Origin of the sequence: Parashewanella spongiae (genome assembly GCF_004358345.1) — a bacterium.
In the GTDB taxonomy this organism is placed as follows: Bacteria; Pseudomonadota; Gammaproteobacteria; order Enterobacterales; family Shewanellaceae; genus Parashewanella; species Parashewanella spongiae.
This window is the reverse complement of sequence record NZ_CP037952.1, coordinates 1,068,156-1,088,543: the sequence shown is the minus strand read 5'-3', so window position 1 is coordinate 1,088,543 and position 20,388 is coordinate 1,068,156. Positions and strand designations below refer to the sequence as shown.

The 20,388-nt window shown below is 39.0% G+C and carries 13 protein-coding genes; 4 read left to right on the top strand and 9 right to left on the bottom strand.

Annotation, left to right across the window (positions count from 1 at the left end; all coding sequences use genetic code 11):
• Window positions 1-108: 108 nt before the first annotated feature.
• Window positions 109-1,149 (bottom strand): hypothetical protein, encoded by a 1,041-nt coding sequence (locus tag E2I05_RS03950; protein WP_121853137.1) that lies wholly within the window; start codon window positions 1,147-1,149, stop codon window positions 109-111.
• Between the two features lie 1,292 nt (window positions 1,150-2,441).
• Here E2I05_RS03950 and E2I05_RS03945 point away from each other — a divergent pair.
• Complete coding sequence (locus tag E2I05_RS03945) at window positions 2,442-5,780, top strand: hypothetical protein (protein WP_133309474.1); 3,339 nt, start codon at window positions 2,442-2,444, stop codon at window positions 5,778-5,780.
• Window positions 5,781-5,843: 63 nt separating this feature from the next.
• On the opposite strand, the gene rlmM is transcribed toward E2I05_RS03945, so the two are convergent.
• From rlmM to E2I05_RS03920, 6 genes are all read right to left on the bottom strand, one after another.
• On the bottom strand, window positions 5,844-6,926 hold the full coding sequence (rlmM, locus tag E2I05_RS03940) for a 23S rRNA (cytidine(2498)-2'-O)-methyltransferase RlmM (protein ID WP_121853135.1): 1,083 nt from the start codon (window positions 6,924-6,926) through the stop codon (window positions 5,844-5,846).
• Window positions 6,927-7,242: 316 nt separating this feature from the next.
• The gene (ltrA, locus tag E2I05_RS03935; protein ID WP_133309423.1) at window positions 7,243-8,523 is read right to left on the bottom strand and encodes a group II intron reverse transcriptase/maturase; all 1,281 of its coding nucleotides are present in this window, start codon (window positions 8,521-8,523) and stop codon (window positions 7,243-7,245) included.
• 505 nt (window positions 8,524-9,028) lie between these two features.
• Window positions 9,029-9,286 carry a hypothetical protein gene (locus tag E2I05_RS21865; protein WP_133309794.1) on the bottom strand — a complete coding sequence of 86 codons (258 nt, stop codon included), beginning with the start codon at window positions 9,284-9,286 and terminating at the stop codon, window positions 9,029-9,031.
• A gap of 368 nt (window positions 9,287-9,654) precedes the next feature.
• Window positions 9,655-10,047, bottom strand: coding sequence for a DUF423 domain-containing protein (locus tag E2I05_RS03930; RefSeq protein ID WP_121853987.1), 393 nt, complete (start codon window positions 10,045-10,047; stop codon window positions 9,655-9,657).
• A complete protein-coding gene (locus tag E2I05_RS03925; RefSeq protein ID WP_121853988.1) occupies window positions 10,040-10,669 on the bottom strand; it encodes an alpha/beta fold hydrolase in 630 nt (209 codons plus the stop codon). The genes E2I05_RS03930 and E2I05_RS03925 overlap by 8 nt, the downstream gene beginning before the upstream one ends.
• A gap of 50 nt (window positions 10,670-10,719) precedes the next feature.
• Window positions 10,720-11,631, bottom strand: coding sequence for a transcriptional regulator GcvA (locus tag E2I05_RS03920; protein ID WP_121853989.1), 912 nt, complete (start codon window positions 11,629-11,631; stop codon window positions 10,720-10,722).
• A 188-nt stretch (window positions 11,632-11,819) separates the two neighbouring features.
• Here E2I05_RS03920 and E2I05_RS03915 point away from each other — a divergent pair, with 188 nt between their 5' ends.
• Window positions 11,820-12,092, top strand: a complete 273-nt coding sequence (locus tag E2I05_RS03915; protein WP_121853990.1) for a hypothetical protein — start codon at window positions 11,820-11,822, stop codon at window positions 12,090-12,092.
• 276 nt (window positions 12,093-12,368) lie between these two features.
• On the opposite strand, the gene thiI is transcribed toward E2I05_RS03915, so the two are convergent.
• Window positions 12,369-13,823, bottom strand: a complete 1,455-nt coding sequence (gene thiI / locus E2I05_RS03910; RefSeq protein WP_121853991.1) for a tRNA uracil 4-sulfurtransferase ThiI — start codon at window positions 13,821-13,823, stop codon at window positions 12,369-12,371.
• Window positions 13,824-14,094: 271 nt separating this feature from the next.
• Between thiI and E2I05_RS03905 the strand changes: the two genes are divergently transcribed.
• Window positions 14,095-16,998 (top strand): methyl-accepting chemotaxis protein, encoded by a 2,904-nt coding sequence (locus E2I05_RS03905; protein WP_133309473.1) that lies wholly within the window; start codon window positions 14,095-14,097, stop codon window positions 16,996-16,998.
• A gap of 537 nt (window positions 16,999-17,535) precedes the next feature.
• Window positions 17,536-18,981, top strand: coding sequence for a hypothetical protein (locus tag E2I05_RS03900; protein WP_121853993.1), 1,446 nt, complete (start codon window positions 17,536-17,538; stop codon window positions 18,979-18,981).
• 473 nt (window positions 18,982-19,454) lie between these two features.
• On the opposite strand, the gene E2I05_RS03895 is transcribed toward E2I05_RS03900, so the two are convergent.
• Entirely contained in the window at window positions 19,455-20,387 is a 933-nt protein-coding gene (locus E2I05_RS03895; RefSeq protein WP_121853994.1) for a flagellar motor protein MotB, read from the bottom strand.
• Window position 20,388 lies beyond the last annotated feature (1 nt).

The window sequence follows — 20,388 nt, the reverse complement described above, 5'->3', positions numbered from 1 at the left end:
AATAACGACAGTTTTGTATGTCGGTAATAACTATGTCTTCATCAATTTCACTTGTACTTTGAACACATACATAGCTTTGAGCTGGGAATTTAATTACTGTAATTGGTATTATTTATTGTAATATGACTCAGGGAATGCCGGAGAAATGCAGGTTCGAACAACAAAATCATAACCTAAAGGCCGTTTTGGATTCGGTGTAATTTGAAGGACTTCATAGTCATTTAATTCAATACCATGTGACTTTGTCGTCAGTTCACAGCGGCTGAACTCATCCGAATCAAAATAATAAACAAAATGCGCAACGAGAATGCTCGCAAATGAAACCTGTTCGCTTGCCAATTGTTTTTTATTGTTTAATTTTTGCGAAAAAAAGCTTGATACAGATTCAGTAAAAAACTTTTCCATCGAAGAGCTATCAGGATCGGCTTTTATTTCACTCAACTCCTGTGCATGAACTTCTTTCCCGTTTTGTTCTTGATGCTGAAATTGGCTTTGGGCGTCTTTTTCAACGCTTACAGTAATTACACTTCCTTTTGTACGATCTTCAAATTCAGAAATGTTTGCTTCGTAAATCACCCAAAGAACAAGGCTCGTCATAAAAATTCTGACAAACATGGTGGTGATCAAATATGGATATTTCGATAACTGCCACTTCTTGGTGAACCCTATCATTCTAAGAAGTAACAACAATTGGATATAACCCACTAAAACAACTTGGACCATCATCAAGCCGACGATGGTTAAACCTACCATCCATGTAGGAACATACAATAAAGTTGCAAAGTTATGGCTATAACTAAACTGTGCACTCGCCACTCCGACAACACCGTTGACTAATGATGCTGCATTAGCCAGTGCGAAATTTGCAATTAGTGCATAGGACAATAAGATAATGGCTTTACCAATCAGGGTATGCCACACGTATGTGACTATCGGTAAGCATTCTAAGATCATTGCCATAAACGCGATGGCCGCAGCCAGTTTCAGATTTCCGTTAAAAACGATTAAAGATAAAAGTGCCGTTAAGTAGATTTTTTGAGGGTGACTTAACCTAACGAACCATTGAATACTATTTTGCTGGATTTTAGTCAGTGAGTCTTTCATCAAACTGAAATTATTTTTAAATATAACTAATTGTTTTTGATACATAAGGTATGTTTTGTTTTCACTCCTTGAAACGTTGCCACAAACTAGCTTATCTCTGGATAAAATTCAACCAAGATAAGTAATACCAATTACAGTAATTAAATGCTCAACTCAGAGCTGTGTATGCGCACAAAGTACAAACAAAATTGGTGAAAACATAGTTATTACCGATATACAAAACTGTCGTTATTACATTGCTACGTTGAGATAATTTTGTGAAGTGTTCTTTATAATCCAAAGTGAGCACATACAATCTCCCGAAGGGCAAGGCTAAAGGTTTCCATTACTGCGTTGCACGTTCTTGAATTATCCCGACAAAAGCACTAAGTGCGTTGTGCGCCAGCTTTGTATGGCGGCCGTTAGGGTATATAAGTACCTGTCGATAAGTTCTTTGATAATTATTGTGTTCAGGTTTAGTGCTATACAAGACGCAATGTAGGGCGCATAGCCTTAGCTATGTAACCGAAGTTGCAACACCGTAGAGTGCTGAAACTGGGCACTAGAAAATCTTAAGAAACTTATGGTCAGGTACTTAGGAACTGTCCCAAAATAACTTCCCTGTTTTGCTGTCGTTTATTTTTGAGCTTATACAAGGCGAAGAAAGTGTGGTGTAGTTACTCTACATAAGCTTTCGACAACACAGTAGAAACCAAAAATAAACACAGCCCAAAGGGTTACGCTTAAAATTGCCACTCTCTGCGTTACTCATTTTTCATTTAGAATAACTAAACTTCATTCTTCGTGCCTTGATATTGACAATTTTAAGCAGTAACAAATCGGTAAGTTATTTTGAGACAGTTCCTTAGTACTTCGAACATGCGCCTTGTACTGAAAACCTTGAGCTCTTGCTGAGTGAGAGATTAATTACTGTATTTGGTATAATATTCTGTTTCATTCGCTACCTTTTCGTTTATTGTCGACCTTGATTATAACCTTCTACGTGCGCTCTCCCTGAATAAGCATTGAACAAGTCTGCATCTTTTATTGCTTAACTTTTTGGCTACACCTAGTATACTAAAATGTGTAATTTTAAAGCTATATCAAATGGATAGCCTTACTTAAATATTGAATAACCCACTTGATAATATCTAAAGGTTTTTGCGCTTAGCCTCTGATATAAGTACCTATGCAAATGTAATCGAATAATTCTGGCTTGATATATTTGCACAATACAAGGCGCAGCGATGGGCGCATAGCCACTCTATGTAACCTGAGCTGGAACGTAGTAGTGTGCTTAGATAGCGAGTCAGAATGTGTGGTTTCATTTGCATAGGTACTTATATGCTGGAAAATATATGTCTATCGAAGATTTACGTTCACTGCCTTTGGAGTGCGCACCAAGCGCCAATGAAGACGAATTATCGGCACCTTCACTATTAAACTTTCCTACGAATCCTGGTTCGCGTACTTACGATTTGAGTACTCATGTGACAGCTAAACTCACTCGAGATACGCACAATTTCCACACACGCACTGAGCATACCGACGCCACTACAGTTCACCCTCTGCTCCAGCTAAAACCTAATAGCCTTTGTGAACACAAACAGGAAGATACTCAATCAGAAAAAATAGATTTTAATAATAAAAAACATATTATTGCTCTTTCAGCTTTGCTCAATAATAAGGAACAAAAGGTAACACTCTCACACTTGCTTTTGTTTATAGAAACATTCGAAAACAGTCAAACTAAATTCGGATTGCTTTCTATGTACGAACAAGAAGAATTAGCCTTATTACTCGAAACCTACATCGACCAACTAATTAAGTATATTGAATCTTGCGGCTTTCAAACACCTCATACAAACCCTTTAAGTGTTAAATTCATTCAAGCGACAACAAAAGGGTACGAAGCAATTCTGTGGCTTAGAAATAGCTCTGGTAAACATGCGAGTTACTTGCTGGAGAGGTCATGCGACTCTAACCTAAGAACTCTAGCAAGCGCTTTAGAATCACTACTTAGAGCATCATCAACAGAAGCCTGTTTGAATCGACTTCCTGTTGATATGATCACAATTTTTTTAAGACGCCTGAACACTACTCACTTGATTTCCCCCAGCACCAATAGAAAATCAATCGTTGTCATTCTGTTGTCAAAACAATTAAAGCGCCAAGCTATAGAAGCTATAGAAAGTGCCATAAGTTCAGCGGAACATATAGATGCTGTTGACCACATAATCAATACCATGCTATCTGATTTAGAGGGGCCAAGGGCTTTGCTCGCACATCACAAGAATGGACCAGGTTATTGGAAAAAAGAGTATGTACTACTGCGAAACGCACTTATTAGCACCCTAATAATAAAAATTCAGTTAGATGCTATGCAAAAGTTGTCTGCGATTGCACAAGCTCGTCACCGTTACCAAATTACAATGTTAGAGCGCTGCCTTGCCCCTCGTCGCTTTAAAGGTGAAGCCTTCAAGTGGGAAACAAAAGATTTGCTCCCACAGTGTCGCCGTGCAACATTCCCGATTATCATCAATTCCTCAGACTTCCATGAATGGCTCGAATCACATAAAACGAAAGATTGGGAAAGCATCCCCTGCATGGAGTGTCAACAAGAATTACAAAGTGCAATTAAAGCGTGCTCTATAAGGAAGGAAGGTGAGTTCATTGAACAAGTGAGGCTAAAGCAGCAACTTTCCATTCTTAGCGTTCAAATTTCTTTGAAAAGCCAATCTAGTAGCAGCGTACCTCTTAAAGACTTTGAGTTACTTAAAGACAGTGTTGGCGCTGTCTATGTAAAAAATAATGGACAGACAAAACAGGAAAAAACTTTCGCCTTTAAAAAAATCAAGCAAGAGTTCAAATTTAAAGAGGCTTTCATAACATTCGAACACATTTCACACTCGTCACCGAACATGAGTAATTACCAAAGTCTTATACTAGAAATTGATCAAACTCTCAATGAGGATGGCCCAAATAGCAAATTACTAGAATTAAAACATCAAGTCGAAATCAAGATTCTTTGGCTCACCATAGAAAACATTTGCCACAAAAAAAACCGTTTAACAGAAAAAGATGCTGATGAATACCTCGCAAAAAGAACAATTAATGAAAGCCTGTTAACTGATGATGAAAAACGCCAACTAGCCGAAGTCGAATACAAGTTGGCCAGCGATGTATTTTATAATTTGCAAAAAACAAGCAGTAATTACTTATTTCAAGAAAAGGTACAAAAATTGGTTTCACTTTGTAACAGTGCAGCCCGTAACGGAAATGCCGATACCGCATTATTATCAATTGAAATGAACAGCTTACACGCAAAAATTTCATTATTAGTAACTATGTCACCACAAGATATTCAACGAACGAAACGACTACTACAAGAATTAAACGACCATATTGATTTAACCACAGAGCATCCAGAAGAGCTCAGCTTTAAAAGGCAAATAGAAGTAAGAAATCAACTTGTAAAAATAAATTCGCTTCAACACAGCATGGTTGATGTTGCGCAAGTTTCTTCTGCTTTCGAAACGCTTATACAAGAAATCGAACTAAAAAAACAAGAAAACCTAACATGGCAACTTATACTCAATAAAGTATTTTTTGAATACCTTGTTTTCTTATCCAAGCAACCCACGCCTATATCTACTGAGCTTAAAGAGCGACTTTGCCAATTAGTAGAGATTGATGAACTAGAAGCTCAACTCATCATTCAGCTGGCGGAGTGCACTCCCCAAAAAAGCGAAGAAGCAATAACTTATGATAAGCAAATTGAATGGTTTGAAGGGTTAGAACGGCTTAAATCTATTACAAAAGATTACCCAAACTATATGTTATTGGGGCGGCTTTATTCAGAAATAAACCTTGATAGTTTTCATTCTTTAGTGACTTGGCTACAAAGCCAATTATCAACTGAATCGACTGAAAACCTGCATTCTGAACCTGAATGGGAGAATTTCTTTAATGGCTTTAGATATTACTGGTTACAAGAGGCCGTTATTCCTCCTCCTACGTGTAATGAATTCAATTTCCTTGAACTACAGCTAGACATTATTCGACTGCTTCATCTTTCGGTTAAAAAAAATATGATAGAACCAGGTGATGCTGCACGGGTTTGGCATGGTTCAATCTTTTCTAGGGTAAACTTAACACAAACTTATAGATTAAAAGCAAGACTAAGTAGCCTTCGCGCATTAGAAGCCGAAGTAGTCTTACTGTTATATTTAAAAGAAACGGAATGCAAAGGTTGTCACCTAGAGAAAGCCATTCACAGTTTGCACTCTGTCATATGCTGCTACCGACAACTTAAAGAAAACATACCTATAGAAATTATTGAGTTATATGCAAAACAAATTTTTACAGTGCTGCATAACAATAACCCTTATGGTTTAAATTTACTTCCCTATGTTGAAACCCTCCTTGATATTCTAAATTTGAAACTCGAAGGCAAGAGCTCACCTCCGTCCAACACATTAGTTCAAATAGCATGGTTCCTCAAAGAACAATTGTTACGCAGCACTGTTTTCGAGAGCAAGCAGTTAACAGTCTCAAAATGTAAACCGATAATGACTAAAGTACTGGCGCTAGCAAGAAGTCAGCATGAGGCTCTAAGTTTTGTGACTCCCAAAATGATTCAATGTTTTGAACTTAGCGAAGGGCGAAGTCGCCCTCAACCCGTTGAAAATCACTGATTAATAAACCTAAAAGGTTTATTTAACCGCTTACGTAAAGAGCATATAAGTTAGGTTATAAAATTAAATACCTTGGTTTGGGTTCAACCACAAATGTACAGTGACTTCGTCACGATCGTGATACAAATGTTTGCATTGTATTTTAAAGTCTTTTACTTGGTTTTCTTTCAAAATTTCAGACATCGTGGATAAGATTTGACTAACTTCTTTATAACGACTTTTCATGGGAAGTTTAAGATTAAATATCGCTTCTCGATACCAACCTTGAATAGCCCAATACTCCATTAATTCAGCAACACGAGAAGGCTTTTCAACCATGTCGCAAACTAACCAATAAATGTTTTTTCTTGGCGGCTCAAACTTAAAACCATCCGCACGATAGTGCTTAACCTGCCCTGTATCCATTAACTTTTGTTCCATAGGGCCATTATCAACCGCCGCAACAAACATACCTCTTTTTACTAGCTGATATGTCCAACCACCGGGACAGGCACCTAAGTCAACAGAGTTCATACCACTGCATAGCCTTTCTTCTTGCTCTTGTGAAGTCAAAAATTGACCAAAGGCTTCGTCCAGTTTTAATGTTGAACGACTCGGTGCATCTGATGGAAATTTAAGGCGAGGAATCCCCATAAAATGAGGTGATGTATTATAACTAAGTGAGTATCCAGCATAGGCCTTACCCGGTGCAACAAAACACACATGGATAATCGGTCTTTTTGGGTTTTCTTTCGCCAGTAATATCCCCGCTTTTCTGAGTCCTTGACGAAGTGGTACCGTTAATTTTCGGCAGAACCCTGAAAGCTCTTTTGCTTTGTTGGTATCAGGCGTTTCAACGCGAATTTCACCAGCACGTTGTACATCAGATAGTGCAGCTACGATGGGGGTAACACGATCACCTTCTGGCAAGCCTGATAATAGCTCACCAGCGGCAAACATTTGTCTTGCAAAAATCAGCGAAGTTAATGGCAGTTTTTCCAACAGTACTTCGGCACCATTTTCCTCAAATGTTTGATACACAACGTAAGCGTCATCTCGATTGGTTTTTACAAAACCAGCAACATCGACTTCCTGCGCTCGTTGCTGAATTTCAGCCGCGCAGTCTTTTTCGTAGCCTGAACGGCAATATAAAATTAAATTATTCACGGGGTTCTACAATATGAATGATGAGAGCAGTATGACCCGAAATTATATATCATTTCTATTGGATTTGTGTATTTCTATCGCCTTAGCGCCACACAAAAGACTTAATTAAAGAATACACTCAGTTCTATGTAGTGAATTAGGGGCTGTTTATCTTTCAGGATTAAATTTTGTGCTATTTGAGCACTTATCTGTTCAAGTAGAGTAGGCTACTGGCTTCGCTATCGCTTATCCAGCAGCCCCTCTTCGATTCCGTGCATGAGGTTTTCCCTCACACGGCTCTGTTGTTACACTTCTCTCAGCCCCTTCACTTTGCTTATCATCTTGTCGTGGGTAAATACTCAAGACCAGCTTGGCGTAATTTTTCGTAAGCACCTCGTGATAGATACTTGCTTCGACGTTGACTTAAGCGACGATGCCAGCGATAGAACCGGTTTACTACAAATCCATTTATTCTGAAAAATACACCTCTGGGATAACCTATCCCACCAAAATAGTGTTTCCATCCCCTCAGAACTTGATTAACCTTATTTATCAGTACGCCAAGTGTATTTGAGGTTCGGTGTTTCACTATGTCTCTGATTTTATTTTTCAGCTTTGTTTGGCTCTTCTTAGACGCCTGTATCTTGATGTAACTGGTGCCTTTGATGAGGCCTGTGATCCGTTGAAAGTTAAAACCGAGGAAATCAAACTCATTCATCAGCTTTCCCATATCCACACAGTGGGTTTTACTTTGATTTAGCTTCAGACCTTCATCACTTAATTGCTGTGTTATCCAGTCCAGTTGCTCTTGTGTGTAGGTTTGCTTATGAAGTACAACAAAATCATCTGCATAGGTAACGATTTTACACGGTGTTTTTTCGTGTATTTTCAAACAGAAATCGTTGAGATAGATGTTAGCCAGTAGTGGAGAGATAACTCCGCCTTGCGGAGTGCCACATCGGCTTGCTTCTATTCGCCATTTCCCGTTGACCGTCTCTATGCTGATGGGCGCTTTGATAAAGCTTTTCAGTAAACTCAGAAAGCTGCTGTCGCTTATTCGCCTTTCTACTTTTGCCATCAACTTAGCGTGCGGGATGGTATCGAAATAGGCGCTCAAGTCAGCATCAAGTACGTGCTGATAGCCTTGTTTTAGGCTCATTTCAATGACTTTTACCGCTTGCTGGGCGCTTCGACATGGACGGTAGCCATAACTGTGTTCATGTAAATGAGGTTCGTAGACGGGTTGCATCACTATTGTCATCGCCATTTGCACAATTCTGTCACTGATTATCGGGATCCCAAGTTTCCGCGTTTTGCCGTTGTCTTTGAGTATTTCTACTCGTTTGACTGGGCTAGGTCGATAGTTTTTCTGTTGTAATTGAGTTTGAATTTCTTTTAACAGCGCAACGACTTTCTTTTGCTGCTCTAGATAACTGAATGTGATGCCATCAATTCCTGCTCCGCCTTTATTGGCTTTGCATCGTCGATAGGCTTCTTCGAGTATATCTAGGCGACTGAGTTTATCGTACAAGCTGTAAAATCGAAGCTCCGAGTTAAGCTTTGAGCGTAAATAAAGTTTTCGCTGTAATATTCTGATATTTACTGGAGTGTTAGCCATATGGCAATTTCACCTCAAAAGTTACGTTAAAAAACGGGTGTAACACTGAGCCCCTTCCCTGATGTAAAGTTATGTTGTCTTCACGGTTAACGGTACTATGGGCTCATCCGACTGCCTGAGCGCCCTATCTGAAATTTCGGTTTACCTTATATTCGGATAGTGCAAGTCACTACCTTCCAACACTCAGGCTCTCCCACGTTCACTTTATTTCCTTCAATACATGCCACTTCATATTACGCCGGAAGATCAAACAGATGCATTTACCAGTTGCTTCTCTGTTTGTGTCAGGGTTCGTCAACTAGGAAAGACTCCCCATCTTCATTTTTTGATTTACGACGCTTAACTGAATTCGCTTGATGCTGCGGCCTACATTGCATCTCAACCTTTATTCAAGGCCTTTGTCACAGGGCTTCATGTCATAGCGGTTACCCATTATGCATGCCCGTCAGATTTCGGGATGAACTGGTAATTATCCCGTCAGGTACGTTTCAACCTGATGGACTTATTATAAATAATAACGTTGCTGTCTCTGGTTTATGGCCATGTAATCGCTTGGCTGCGTATACGTTGAGACAAATCCCGCAACAGAATAAAGCGCTTCGTGGCGCTCCCTAGAAACATCAGTTGACTGCGTTCTCAAGCGTAGAAAAAATGGCTGATAGTAAGGCGTAGCTTGCAGCAAATAGTTTATTCTACTTGCAAAAGTTACAACGCAGATAGCAGTCATTTTAGCAAGCTTGTGAGCGTAGAGCACTTCACTCATTGGGTGAAAGCCATGATGATAAAGTCATCTTATTGACTCAAACAGTTACTCATATACTCAGCATTCAACTGATGTTTTTAGGTTCAAGGCGTGAGCAGTGATGCTTAGCCATCTAAGTGAGCTGGTCACAACACAGAACAGTGAATGCTCAAAAGCATCGAAAAAAGAGAGAGCGTAAATTGGTCGCTCTTTCTAAATAAAAGGTGCTGCGTTATCGTTTTCTTATTTGGAAACGAAGTAACGACAGTTTTGTATGTCGAAAATAACCAAACCTCACAAACCCTGCCTTGCATAAAATAACCAATTTATCACTGCAAAAATAATCACGAAAGATAAACAGCCCCTAGTGCGTGCCCTAAGTTTCATCATCATTTTTTAAATACATTTTCATTTCGATGATTCCAAACCGTTGCCGCCAGTAATAACCAACCAACTAAAAAACACATCCCACCGAGCGGTGTGATAAGAGCAAACACTTTCGTCCCCGTTAGCACATATGTGTATAGAGATCCCGAAAATAACACAATGCCACAAATGAAAGCATAAGCTGAGAAGTCAAGTAATCTAGACGAGAGCCAATGTCCAGCAAGCGCCGTAGCGAGCAACGCAAAAGTATGATAGAAGTGATAAGTGACTGCTAGTTCAAATATTTTTATCATTTCATCACTAGCAACGGTTTTTAAACCATGCGAGCCAAATGCACCTAATGCCGTCGCTAAAAAGCCACTCAAGCATGCAATTAAAAATATCCCTTTACGCATGAATTCCTCCAATGAATTTAATACACTCAGAAACTGCATTTTGTAAATTTTTTTCTAAAGTATGACCTGACATCTTTCGAGGTTGTAAACTATGATCGCCATCGCTTATCCAGCACATCTTTATTGTGTCAGGTAATTGCCATTGCCCTACTTGCTCTCGATTACCAAAACGATCTCTTTCTCCTTGTATTAAACACACAGGTACAGGGCAGAGTTCCAAAGGTTCGAGTCTAGGGTTACCGCCTTTTATCGGAATAAAAGGATAGCCTAAACACATTACTCCATTGACAGTATGCTTAGTATTAGCACAAAGAATTGTAGCAACGCGGCCTCCCATTGACTTTCCCATCAAAAAAAGTCGTTTAGGTTTATATTCATGAATAGCGTGTTGTAAAACATCTTCGAAATGATCGAGTAATTTAGGCATACGTTCAGGTGGCCGCCGTTTACCATCTTCAGCATTAGCTTGCATATAACCAAAGTTAAAGCGTAGAACTCGAATTGAGTGAAGTGCCAACTGTTTAGCAAATTGAGACATAAAGTCAGAGTCCATCCCAGCCCCTGCTCCATGAGCAAAGACTACTAATGTGTCATCAGAATGACCATCTACTCGAAAATTCATATTTTAGTCCAACAAAGTTACTTTAAATAGTCGCGGTCTATGGAATGTTCTCAATTTACTAATAAGTCACTGTGAGATTCTTCAGCAAACATTTCGTGCATCCATTCACGGAAAGCGACAATTTTTCCTAATTCGGCCTGACTCGGCTGACAAACTAAGTAGTAAGCATTACGGCTCACAAGAACATCTTGGAAAGGTAACACCAATCGCCCCGCTTTAATATCTGGCGCGGCTAGAACACTGTACCCTAAAGCAACACCTTGCCCATGAGCGGCCGCTTGAAGCACTAATGATGAATGGCTAAAAATTGGGCCTTGGTTTACATTCATGCCTGTCACGCCACATTTTTTAAACCATAACTGCCAATCCTGACGAGTCATATCATGCAATAAAGTATGCTTTTTCAAATCTTCAGGTGTCGTCAATGGCTTCGGGCCATTCAATAAAGCCGGAGAACAAACTGGGATCAAAACTTCATTACGCAGTTTATCAGCGTGAAGTTCAGGCCAATGTCCTTCACCATAATAAATTGCGACATCAATATCATCCGTTAATGGAATTTCATCACTATCTACGGCTTTAATTCTGACATCAATCTCAGGATTTTTTTCACTGAATTTGGCTAAACGAGGAACTAACCATTGAATAGCAAAACTTGGAGGCATACACACAGTGAGTGATCCGATTGCACTTCTTGCCAATAGTCTTTCTGTCGATTCGGCAACTTGAACAAAAATATCTTTAATATCGAGAAAATAACTCTGCCCCTCTTCAGTCAAAAGCAAGGAGCGATTTTTACGCCTAAATAATTTCAGGCCCAAGTAGTCTTCAAGCGCTTTTATTTGGTGGCTAACCGCTGCTTGTGTGACAAATAATTCTTCCGCTGCACGAGTAAAACTTAAGTGACGAGCCGCAGCTTCAAAGGCTTTTAGTGCATTTAAGGGGGGCAAGCGTCTTGGCATATTTAGTTACTCTTTTCTTATTATTATATGGATTAGTTTTTCTAATCGATATTGTTACATTTAATCGTTTGTAATTACCAGTATTTTTGGCTAAATTTCACGCCATTGAGAATGAACTCAGATAAGCCTCAAGTAGTAGCGAGGCTAAACTCTGGCTAAAGGCGACTACTTACATTAAGGCGATGACTATGAGCAAACTCACTACCGTAATAAGCATTATTATTTTTGGGCTACTCTCTACAAATTCTATTGCAGAAGAAGTGCATAACACCCAACTCAACAGTAACGATATTCAAGCGGAATTAGCGTTAAATATTGAGAAAGAAATGGATAAAATCATGCGCTCTTTACTTGAAGAACAGCATGCTGCAATACTGATTGCTCATACAGAAGATAAAGTACTTTTAACAAAACGTGAAGACAAAATCACCACTAAAACTGAAAGTACTGCCGAAGAATAAATATTCATTGAAATTTCTTTTGTCCTGTTACAGGCATAAAAAAACCGCAATAACTGCGGTTTTTTTTATGCCTGTAAGCTAGAGACATCAGTTGGCTGCGTTCTCAAGCGTAGAAAAAATTGCTGATAGTAAGGCGTAGCTTGCTATCAGTAATTTTTTCTGCGTATACGACCGCTCCCAACCGATTTATTTAGGATGATGATAAAGTCATCTTATTGCTCAAACAGTTACTCATATACTCAGCGTTCAACTGATGCTTAGGTTTAAACTGGTTAATTAAGGACGATAAACTTTGACGTTTTTATGCCCTTGCTCAACCAAATACAATGCTTGTAACTTACTCATTACTCCACGATCACAATATAATAAGTACGTATTCGCTTTATCAAGCTCATCAAAGGCGGTTGCCAGCTTAAAGAAAGGAATGTGTTTGACTGTCACGCCTTCAATTTCGAGTGGAGATTTTTCTTCCTCTTCTCTTGAACGTATATCGATGACAATTTCATGACCATTTAAATCTGTAACCGTTTCAGTTTCGGTAACTTGCTCGTCCATTTCGGCTGCAATATCACGTACAGTCATTACCTTAGTATTCGCGACAGTTTTTTCGATGAGTTCATCTGTAAACTTTTCTTCTTCAGCTTCAATTTTAGACAACACAGCTTTAACTGTTGGCTTTTGTGAAATAACGCCGCAATACTCTGGAATCGCTTTAGCAAAATCTTCCGTGCCAATTTGACGACTTTCATTGATGATGTCTTGCTTATCCATCGCAATCAATGGACGTAAAATAAGTAAGTCAGTGCTTCTATCAATTACATTTAAGTTCGTCAGCGTCTGACTCGAAACTTGCCCTAAACTTTCACCTGTCACAAGAGCTTGTATACCCATTTTATCAGCGACTTTGGCTGCACAACGCATCATCATACGTTTAAGCACAACCCCCATCTGACCATTATCAATGCGCTCTAAGATTTCGGTAACAACATCTTCAAAAGGAATCGTAATAAATTTAACTTTGTGTGATTCACCGTATGTTTTCCATAAATGATAAGCAACTTGCTTCACGCCGATCTCATGTTGAGCGCCACCAAGATTAAAGAAACAATAATGCGTACGAGCTCCTTTTTTGATGAACTGAAAACTTGAAACGCCTGAGTCAAAACCACCCGATATTAACGACAATACGTCTTCTTGAGTGGCCATTGGGAAGCCACCTAACCCTTTAATACGCTTAACGACCAAATAAAGTTTATCTTGGTTGATCTCTAAATTGATTGTCAGATCAGGATCTTTAAGCTTAACCCCGACAGCTTCTGTGTGTTGATTTAGTCCGCCACCAACATAACGCTCAACTTCGATAGATTTAAAGTCGTGATTCCCGCTGCGCTTGACTCGAACACAAAATGTTTTTCCAGCAAGTTCATTTTTGTAAATAGGCAGCACTTGCTGATAAATATCGTCAATACCTTTAAATTCTGACTCTTCGACTTGAAGTGAGTGCGCGATACCAGGAATACACCCAAGACGCTCAGAAACAGCAGCGATTAACCTTTCATTCGCATGAGGAACATTGACAAGAATTCGATCCCATTGACGTTGCACCCGAACGTTTTCATCAACGATTTTCAATACGTTACGCATATTCGATTCAAGCATTTTAGTAAATCGCATTCTTACCGATTTGCTTTTCATCATAATTTCAGGATACAACTTAACAATAAACTTCATTGGAGGTCCGCGCTCAAAAATGGTTGAACAAAAAAGTGGCGCTGATTATACAGAAGGGGCGAATAAAATGATAATCGTGAACACGATTAATAACTCCTCAATTTAATTTAAAGAACAATTAAAAATCTTCATTCAAAGTTGCAATTTCGACCATCACAAAAGTATACAAGAACAACATACCTTTCTTATTGCTGTCACCACATTTCTTTTTTTTGATTCGAAATTTAAGTTTGTGATAAACCAATGACTAAAAGCAGCAGCATAGTGATGAATGATGGCGAGTTTTCACCCTCTATCTTCCCAACCTACAGCTATATTATCCTACGACACAGGAGTTGAGCATCAAGCCCACATTATTTCACTCATTAACGCTAATAACATTGAGCAATTGACGTCTTTCATTAATAAGCATCCAAATCTAACTTTTACCTTTAATGCTCAAAAACAACCTCTAGTTACCTATTTAATAAATACGCAAAAATACGATGCACTGCTCTGTATTTCAAAGCATTGTATTTGTAAAAACTTGGACTTTAAAAGCACCTTGATGCCTGCGGTTATGTTACTTAAAACTTTATTTTCCCCAACAGACGAAAACAACAGCGAAAAGCTAAAATTACTAGAGTACTTAGTCGAGAATATCCCACTCACTTATCAAGATAAAATGAACTGCCCGATAATACAATTTGGGCTTAAAACTGAGTGGGATGACGCTTTATCACTCCGCTCAGTAATATTTGCTAGATTAAAAAAAGAAGGGGTGCTGTGGCAATGCAGAGTTAACGGTGAACCTTTGCTCATGTACCTTGCCAGCCATCCTGAGTACTACTCTGAAGCAACCATCGAGTCTTTAGTTAACTTTGATGTTGCATCTGAGCTACCAAAATTAGAAGATTTAGAAGGAATAAAACCTTCAATTCCGCCACAAGAAACTAATCAACATTTCCACTTGAATTGGAGTAAGCGCCGTCGTTCTTCCTCTTTATCAGAGCTTTCTTCTTTTTCTTCTTCAGCCAATTCTGAAACAAAGTCAAAGCTCAAAAAAGAAAAAACCGTACCGTTAAAACTTGATCCAGCTCCTATAAGCTATAGAAAAAAAGTGTCAAAAAGCACAGAATACTTATCAAAAAAAACGCTTCACCCAACCTCACCATTTCTCAAGTTCGAACGGAAAATAAAAAGTGGGTTTACTCATTTCGAGCAATGGTCGAAGCATTCATTTTCAAAATTGACGTCTAGAATTCATCATGCTCATCGTCCAGAAGATGAATTAAGCCTAATACACAATCGAGCGTTCATTGGGAGCGATGTATATGCCAAATCAAGCGAAGAAGATTACGTAATCCCTCCCCTATCACCACTTCACGTATTATCAGACAAGGAAAAAAAAGTAACAATTCAAAAACTGCAATTGTATAGAGAACATATAAAGCGACTCAAAGACATTGAAGCCAAAGCACAAGCCGCATTATCACAGCGGGATAGCCTACGTCAGAAAGTGAGGGTAACAAGACAACAATCACTCAAAATGACGCCAACACCAATATCGAAAGCTCAATCCTTTACATTTTCAGAATCATCAAGAAAAACGGGAGAATGGGTAACATTTGAAGAAGCTCCAACTTCTCCTGGTATAATGTCCCCAGCAGAAAAATCAGAATCGGTTATGCGGTGGAAATCGGTATTTACACAGATTAAATCTAAACGTTTAGTTAACTCAATCCCCACTGAAAATTCAAGCACAAAGCCAAGCCTCTGGAGTCCAACTTTACTCTTAGTCGAACAAAAACTAATCGAGCAACATCATGAGTCAGAAGCTGCTTCAAAAGCAGAATTATCAAACGTGACTAAAGGCTTAAAAAAATCTTTAGCATCCATAAAGGCAACTTCTGATTCGACATCGAGCCAATTCACAGACGTTGTAGACTCATTAGTAAACCAACTAGACAGTTATGGGATTGATGAAGGTGTTGAATTATATTCCAAAGCCATATTTCATTCAGCAGCCCTTGTTACTCAGTTTGCCATGGCTAAAGAAGTTTTCAAAAAGTGGGATGCTTCAACGATTGGACATGCCACTCGTTCGCTGTCTGAACTCACTTCTGTAGTCCTTAATACAACATCAGCCGTATCTGACGGTATTGGTAACTTATTACCAGCACACATGCAGCAAATGGCTTCAACGATATCAGAGTCAGCAAGTGCCATTGACCGCATCCAGTCCTGCTTACAGGAAATTCAACATGTAACTCTGGAAATTGTCCAACTTGTAAAGCAATTCACCAAAAGTGACGATAAAGTTGCTTTGTCTGGCATAGCTAAATCCTGTGATTTACTCACTTTAATTGCCGAATTATCAAAATCTCTTTTCTCAATTCTTCAAAAAGTACTGTTTGCCGCTAAGGATATTTTAGAAATAACAGGTAAAGCATCAATCGGTCTTAACAAAGCAATACCAGGGCTAGGTATTGTCATAAGCATCATAGACATTGTCCAGCGCTCACTATACCTTGGAAACAATGCTTATTACATGGCCCAGTTATCTGAAATGAAAGTAAGAGATCAAGAGTATTTTCCTGATCACGCTATTCTTTCATTCATACTTGACGAAGAACAAAGAACTAACTATTACACCCTCAATGACATTGCTTATGATGGAAAAATATTCGTAAACCTGTCTCCAGAAGTAATAAGAGAAGCTAAGCGTTACTCTATGGTTTGTGAACTAAAAAAAGTTTGCCGTAAAAGAGTGATAAGTGCCTCTTACAAGATTTTTTTCGACTTGGCCTCTGTGACAGGAGATATTCTAAAACTTGGCGGCGTAACCAGCGAAGTGGGAGCCGGTTTATCGCTTGGAATAGCATTATCAAAAGCCAGTATTATTACCATAAACTGGTTAAAACAAAGCTACCATAATCATCAAGAAGATTTGCATTCGAACGAAGAAAAACATGTACTTCGCTGTCGATTAATTGAGTCATTATTTCAATTTTTCGTTGCTTTTGCAGAGCAAGACATTACTGATGACGATAAATTTGAAAGCTATATTGAACAATATGGAGAGTTACGTGTTTTCTTCTACAGTTTCGGGCTTAAAACAAGTGACTTTTTAGGTAAAAAAGTTGATGAAGAGGGAGTGAAGAAAGTTTATAAAGCCTTAAAACGCAGAGAATAGTTATTTCAATAATCGTTATGTTTTATGACTAAAACTCGATTAAATTGCGCCTTAAACAAGCTAAAGAAATGAATCACCCCGTTCCAGAGGGGCGAGGTATCGTTTAGCGTTATCGCCACTCCAGCGAGACTCGAAACCTAGTAACGACAGTTTTTATGTCGGTAGTCTAGCGCCTTTTTCTTGTTTAAGTACCTGTCGATAAGTTCTTTGATAATTATTGTGTTCAGGTTTAGTGCTATACAAGACGCAATGTAGGGCGCATACCCGTAGCTATGTAACCGAAGTTGCAACACCGTAGAGTGCTGAAACTGGGCACTAGAAAATCTTAGGAAACTTCAGGTACTTAGATGAAGTCACTAGATACCGGCCTTCGCAGGTATGACCACAAGTACACCACAAAAAAACAAAGTTAGTTCGCCCCAAGAGGCGAGGAATTAAACCCCGAAGATATTAAATATTACATGAACTATATTTAACAAAAACAGTATTGGGCAAGTGATAAACTCATTTTAGTTAATGATATCCAAGCAAGCGAATATGGCCACATCTTCTGACTTCACTTCAACTTGGTCCGCTCAAAAAATTGAAGCTGATTATTATCACAGTATTATCCATCATGGATTAAAAAACACACACTCGTCATTAACTCTTGGTAATACAACATTTTCAGTGTCAGAAGTACCTAGCGAGGATGCTCAATCAATATTTGAACCAAGTTCAAGCATACATGAGTTCATGTCTTCCCCCACTTTAATACAAAAATCTTGCCATCCTCAAAAAAATTACAAATACCAAGCAGATACTCAATCACAAACCATCGGCTTGGATAAACAATATAAACGGGTCTTAAACACACCTGCAGTAAGAGAAAATGCGCAATTATTCGAACGTTATCATGTAAATCATCAACCAGTCCCTCCTGAGTGCCAAGGATTTTGTAGATTGACGACTCAAGGAGCACTTAAAGTAAGTGATAGCTTGATACCAACATGCTCCGAACTCCAAGAAAGTTATCTTCAATCTATACGGCTTAGAGGAGTGGCAGCAACACATCGATCATTTTATGCATATGGCTACCACGTTCGCTTTATCTGTACTTCGAATGAACTCTCTGTAACGTTAATTTCAAGCGAGCAATGCTCAGATTACGTACAAAAAGGATACATCATTCGTTTAAAGCAAGTTGTGAATGAAAATGAATGCATAGTAGCCAGTGCCATAGCTGCACTTTGTCATAGGAATTTTTTCGGTGCCGGAGACAGATTAGCAACTGACGAGAATCTCCCTAATATCTTGGCACAGCATCAAAATAGAGCTGAGCCAACCCTTGCTTTAATAAATCGACTCTTTGCAATGTTTTCATTTATAAATGCACCACTATTCGCTACTTTTGCTAATGATAGCCGTCATCCATTAAGGCAAGAACTTGACCGAAGACTGACTATAGTGTTCACAGTCGAAGGAAGCCAAACGAGCCAAAGGCAAACTCAGTCTTTAGGTGAATTTATAACGTTTATCTCTATATTAAGCAACACAGCACCTTCAATGGCATTACAAATAGTTCAAGAAATAAAACGCCAACTTTCTTCAGATGTTTTCGAACAACTAAATCTACATGATCAAGAGATTGAATTAGAGAGACGAATAAGAGTCCCGAAAACGATTCCTGATATTAAAGACATGGTTAACGCCTTGCCAGTAATAAATTACTCACAAGTTCCCGAAGATGCAGAGTGCTGCATTATGCGCACTAACTTTAAAAAAGAAAAAGAGCAAGAAATCATCGAAATAAGAAGCGGGCAAAATCCTTATGTGTGGCACTTAGTTTCTAAAACTGCAATTAGAAATTTATTAAAATCTAGTGCGATAGTTTGCAATCCAGTAGACCGTACAGAATTAACTTGTGACGATTTTAGAGCGGTTGTTTTACAACCCCAACATTCCTCCAGCAACTCATCAATTTCTTCCGTTGCACAAAAATAAAGCCTCAATTAGTCATTTCCATTTGTTATCGCTAAAAACTGACAAAATCAAGGCTCGAAAATTAAAGTTTAAAGACAAACGTAGTAACGACAGTTTTGTATGTCAGTAATAATACCAATTACAGTAATTAATCTCTCACTCAGCAAGAGCCAAAGGGTTTCAGTGCAAGGCACAAGCTCGAAGTACTATATTCCCTACGGCCGCCATAAAAAACTGGCGCTCAACGCACTTAGTGCTTTTGTCGAGATAATTCAAGTGCTTGTAACGCAGTAATGGAATCCTATAGCCTTGCCCTTCGGGAGCTTGTATGTGCTCACTTTGGTTTATAAAGAATACTTCTCAAAATTGTCTTGACGTAGCAATGTAATAACGACAGTTTTGTTTGTCGGTAACAACTATGTCTTCATCAATTTCGATTGTACTTTGAGCACACACATAGCTCTGAGTTGAGCATTTAATTAACCTAATTGGTATTACAAGTCGCCAACTCGAATCTCGTCAGACTCTTTTGCCTTTCCTTGCTCAATGGCAATTTCAACGCGGCGATTTCGCGACCTATTACCCGGTGAGTTCGGCGGAACAAGTAAAGCTGTCGAAGCCATTCCCACCACTTTCATTCTCGACTCATCGAACCCTTTGACTTTAATCAATTCATGGGCGACAGAAAGCGCACGTTTGCTCGAAAGCTCCCAGTTAGAACGATAGAGCTCATTGTTAATTTGTACATGATCTGTATGTCCAGACACAGTGATAATCCCAGGAACATCTTTCAACAAATTACCAATTTCCCGCAAAATAGGACGAAAACGAGGTTGTAAGAAGCCCGAACCAGAAGCGAAAGAACCTTTTTCTCGGATCCGAATAATAATTTGCTGACCAAGAGACTCAAGCTCAACGGCACCATCTTGAATGTGTTGATCCAGTTTTTCAGCGATTTTTTTCAACTGCTCATTGGTTTGCTCTTGTTTTGCAAGGGCTTCAGCGGTTTCCTTAGCTTCTGACTTTTCTTGAGCCGTAGCGCTAGCGTCACCTCCGCGTAGCTCGCCTTTTTGCTCTTGCTGGCCGCCTGCACTATCATCCTCACCTTCTTGAAACTTAAGCATCTGCTCTGTCATTTCATTGGTTTGTTGATTGATAACTTCTATCGGTGTGGGTTCAGGTTTGCCAGGACGAAATTCTAATGCGATAACAGAAGTGCCTTTAGGGATATCTTTCACTTCAACTTTATTTTGAACGCCGAAAGCATATTTCATTGAACCAGCAAGTTGTTGAAATTTTTGTGCGTCCATTTCTGAAAACGCTAATAATAATACGAAAAAACACATTAATAACGACATGAGATCAGCAAATGTTGCCAACCACATTGGAGCGCCTGGTGGTGGACAATCACACCCTTCCTTAGCCATC